This window comes from Coleofasciculus sp. FACHB-1120, assembly GCF_014698845.1.
GTDB lineage: Bacteria > Cyanobacteriota > Cyanobacteriia > Cyanobacteriales > FACHB-T130 > FACHB-T130.
The window spans coordinates 1-3,891 of the sequence record NZ_JACJTV010000073.1; the positions used below are offsets into that span (position 1 = coordinate 1).

A 3,891-nucleotide genomic window follows, 5' to 3' on the forward strand; every position below is an offset into this window, starting at 1 on the left:
AATTCCATCATTTAATAGTTTTAGATTCAGGTAGACATAATCTTCTATGTCGTGACAGCTTTCTACTGTCACATAGGGCAAGTTGAGCAGTCTATCTAAATGAAAGTTCACGCTTACTGTTTAAGAATTTAGTTATGCCGTATACATTTTAACCCAATAACCCTGGAGAACCTTATCTATTAACAGTTACTTGCTGAAGATAAGGTTGTGGATCTTGTGCCACCCAGCCTAAATTCGAGTTGTAGCGCAACTCAAAATGCAGGTGGGGTTTGTCTACGTCAGGGAGTCCTGTGGTACCAACCGTTCCCAGGACATCTCCCTGGTTAACTTGTTCACCAAGACTGACATCGATTGTTGCAAGGTGAGCATAACGAGTTTGGCGTCCTCCCGGATGATTAATGACGACTAAATTGCCAGAATCTCCGCGATCGCCAATAAAGGCTACAGTTCCCTTATCCACTGCTAGCACGGGTGTTCCGACTTCTGCCAACAAATCGATACCGCTGTGAAAAGCAACTTGATTGCTACGAGGATTTAGCTGCCAACCATAACTCAGTGCGATCGCAGTCGTTGCGGGTAAGGGATACTGGGCTAGTTTCTGGTTGTTACGTCCAGACAGACTTGCAGGCGACCAATTTACCCCAGGAATGAATACAACTCTCGGATTTTTCTGGCAACCGTTTACCTCATAGAGTACATCGGCACGAATTCGGTAGGTTTTGGCTACCTCTTGCCACGTTTTCCCAGCAGGAACTTGGACGCGAATGCCATTGTAAGGAGGAATCAAAATTTTTGTCCCTACGGGTGCTTTGCCTTGCCGCAAAGACGGATTCAGGCTCATGAGGGTAGCAGAGATGAGATTGTATTGACTGGCAATGCTCTGTAGTGTCTCGCCAGGAGCAATCTTATGGTTAATGATGCGATCTAAAGCTGGCGTTGGGCAAAGTTGCTCCGTCCTTCTGGGTGTTCCCTCCGTTGATGAGGGAGGTACCGCGGGAGGTGCAGCGAAAATCTCATCAGCGGTAGCCAATTTTGTTGACGCTGCTAAAACAAGCAAAAAAACCATTCCCCGTAAGGCAGGCAAGATGCCTGCGCTACAGATTGGGAACGAGAGAAACAGGAAAGAAAGACCGAATTTCTGCTTCTTGTCTCTCATCTGCTTGTTCATAAAACTCGCAAAATGCTGGGAATACTGTCTATCGTATCTAACGTGCGAATTTCATCTAGGGCTTGTCGAAAGTTGCCTTCCCGAACATCGTGAGTCACGACGACAATTTCGGCAAGTTCGCCGTGGATGCCGGTTTGCACCACAGATTCAAGACTCACCTGATGGTTGCCGAAACTGGTGCCCAACTTACCAATAACGCCCGGACGATCCCGTGTCAAGAAACGAGCGTAAAACCGCGTGACTAGCTCCTCCATCGGGGCGATCGCGCAGTAATCTTGATGGGAACAGCTTAACAGGGGATGCAGTTTGGCAGCATCTCCACCACTTTTCAAAATGCCAGCAATATTTAAAATATCCGAGACAACGGCGCTGGCAGTGGGGCCGGAACCCGCCCCACGTCCGTAAAACATCACCTGCCCAATCGGTTCCCCTTCTACGAGAATTGCGTTATAGACACCGCTAATACTGGCAAGCGGGTGAGTTTTGGGTACGAGAGTCGGATGAACTCTGACTTGTAGAGACGCACCATTTCTCGTTTCTCTGCCTGGAGTTTCTTTCTCCGGTGCCGGTAAATCTTGTTTAGCGATCGCTAATAATTTGATCGTAAAGCCGAGTTTTTCCGCATAGGCAATATCGGCGGCGCTGACCTTAGAAATCCCTTCACAATAGATTTCTGGCAGCTTGATGCGTCCCCCAAACGCTAAGGACGCCAAAATCGCCATCTTATCAGCAGCATCTAAACCATCGACATCAGCCGTCGGATCGGCTTCTGCATAACCCAACTGCTGGGCATCTGCCAGAATCTCGCTAAATTCACCCCCCTCGGTTTGCATCCGACTGAGGATGTAATTCGTGGTGCCATTGACAATGCCAGTCACCGAATGAATCCGGTTAACACTCAGCGCCTGCTTCAGAGGTTGAATCACCGGGATGCCGCCCCCAACGGCTGCCTCTAGCATCACATAGACGCCTGCTTGATTCGCCGCTGTGAAAATTTCATCGCCGTAGCGAGAAATAACCGCCTTATTTGCCGTGACAACGTGCTTACCATTGGCGATCGCTTTGAGGATGAGCGACCGCGCGGGTTCTAAGCCTCCCATCACCTCCACCACAATGTCTACATGGGGATCGGTGACAATCGATTCCAAATCGGTCGTCAGCAAGTTTTCTGGCATTTCCACGAATCGAGGCTTCTCTAGCGATCGCACTCCTACCCGATAAACTTCTATTTCTTGCAGCAGCGGATGACGCCCTTGCGGATCTAGCAAAATTTGTGCCGTACCCGTGCCGACTGTCCCCAGTCCTAATAATCCGATTTTAAAAGCCACAACCGTTATCCTGAATTTTAACTCTACAGCGCTTGTAATTTACTTGTAATTTAGCTTTTCGGCTCTGCCTCCATCGCGTTGGCAATGCTAACACAGGGGATGCTATCAACACCCCTCCCATCACCGCCCCGAACAGTGAGCCAAAAACTGAGCAAAAGAGTGAACCGAATTGCTGATCCACCTGAGACATTCTAGAGGTGATGGCACCCATTACAGTTGTTGAGTTGCGATCGCTTATGCTCAAACAAATTGCTCTTGCTGGTTTTGCGAGTTTCACTGTTGTTGCCTTCCCAATCGTCAGCAAGGCTTTAACCGTTCAGGAAGTTCCCAATCCCCGGCAAATGAATGGTGGCTGGGTGACAGACATGGCAGATATGCTCAGTCCGGCGACGGAAGCACAACTCAACCAGATCATCTCAGATTTAGAGGCAAAAAATAGCACTGAAATCGCGGTAGTGACGGTGCCAGAGACTGCACCTTCTGCTACTCCTAAAGCGTTCGCTACGTCGCTATTTAATTACTGGGGTATTGGCAAGAAAGGTCGGGACAACGGGGTGCTGTTACTGATTTCCCAGCGGGAACGCCGCGTAGAAATCGAAACAGGTTACAGTATCGAGTCGATTCTCCCCGATGCGCGTGTTAGCAAAATTATCCAACAAGAGATCGCGCCGCGATTTAAGTAGGGTGACTTTAACGGTGGCACCCTGGCGGGAACGCAAGCACTGATTGTAGAGTTGAGAGCGGGTGAACTACCAACCAATGCTGGCACAAATCTACAAAATCCCAACATGGGGATTCCTTGGGAAGTATTTGCGATCGGCGGAGTCGCGGTAGTTGCGATCGCCATCTGTGGCGGTGTTCTCGTCTTGATGATTCGGAGTTTAGTGAATTGGTTAAATCGTCTTGTATTCATTGAACCAGAAGGGCGATCGCGTAGTTATCCCTCTTCTGTCACTTTCTGAGGGAAGCAAGTAGTAAATAAGTTAAATTATCTAGAAGCCAAACCGGGTTTAAATTAATTCATTGCAGCAATTAAATGATTAGATCCCAGCAATAACTTAGAATTGGGTAAAATATCTAGCCAGGGATAAATCAACTAAAATAATAAAAGTAGTTGGATAATTAGACCTAGATTATTTAAAGTATTCTTCCATCGGCATTGATGATTCCATTGTTGATGATTAGAAAGATTAATATTCCGACTTTCTTGTACCTCAGTCTCAATTTGATGAGATTGTTTTAATCTTAAAAATGCTGGAGAATTTAAGAGGATGTTTGAAAAGTGGGGGCTATTGTAAGAAAGCTCACAAGGCGTATGCTGAAATTTGTAGACATCAGCACCTTGTGAGTCAATGACTAAAGCATATCCTAATGATTTAACGTGGGAACAATGGG

General features: G+C 47.3%; 4 protein-coding genes and 1 pseudogene. 2 read left to right on the forward strand and 3 right to left on the reverse strand.

From position 1 onward, the window contains the following. Positions 1 to 172: 172 nt before the first annotated feature. Positions 173 to 1,168 (reverse strand): M23 family metallopeptidase, encoded by a 996-nt coding sequence (locus H6H02_RS26415; RefSeq protein ID WP_242040897.1) that lies wholly within the window; start codon positions 1,166 to 1,168, stop codon positions 173 to 175. Continuing rightward, positions 1,165 to 2,496 carry a homoserine dehydrogenase gene (locus H6H02_RS26420; protein WP_190823382.1) on the reverse strand — a complete coding sequence of 444 codons (1,332 nt, stop codon included), beginning with the start codon at positions 2,494 to 2,496 and terminating at the stop codon, positions 1,165 to 1,167. Before H6H02_RS26420 ends, H6H02_RS26415 begins: the two co-directional genes overlap by 4 nt. Before the next feature lie 200 nt (positions 2,497 to 2,696). Here H6H02_RS26420 and H6H02_RS26425 point away from each other — a divergent pair, with 200 nt between their 5' ends. Both H6H02_RS26425 and H6H02_RS26430 read left to right on the forward strand, forming a co-directional pair. Further along, positions 2,697 to 3,179, forward strand: coding sequence for a TPM domain-containing protein (locus H6H02_RS26425; RefSeq protein ID WP_242040898.1), 483 nt, complete (start codon positions 2,697 to 2,699; stop codon positions 3,177 to 3,179). A 51-nt stretch (positions 3,180 to 3,230) separates the two neighbouring features. Further along, complete coding sequence (locus tag H6H02_RS26430) at positions 3,231 to 3,458, forward strand: hypothetical protein (RefSeq protein ID WP_190823383.1); 228 nt, start codon at positions 3,231 to 3,233, stop codon at positions 3,456 to 3,458. Between the two features lie 53 nt (positions 3,459 to 3,511). Here H6H02_RS26430 and H6H02_RS26435 read toward each other — a convergent pair. Continuing rightward, positions 3,512 to 3,769 (reverse strand): annotated as a pseudogene (locus tag H6H02_RS26435) (IS701 family transposase); the annotation flags it as partial. Positions 3,770 to 3,891: the final 122 nt, after the last annotated feature.

What these genes read in the sequence shown, in the direction of transcription:
- H6H02_RS26415 (WP_242040897.1), bottom strand. Translation starts at nt 1,168, where the DNA reads ATGAACAAGCAGATGAGAGACAAGAAGCAGAAATTCGGTCTTTCTTTC.
- H6H02_RS26425 (WP_242040898.1), top strand. Translation starts at nt 2,697, where the DNA reads ATGGCACCCATTACAGTTGTTGAGTTGCGATCGCTTATGCTCAAACAA.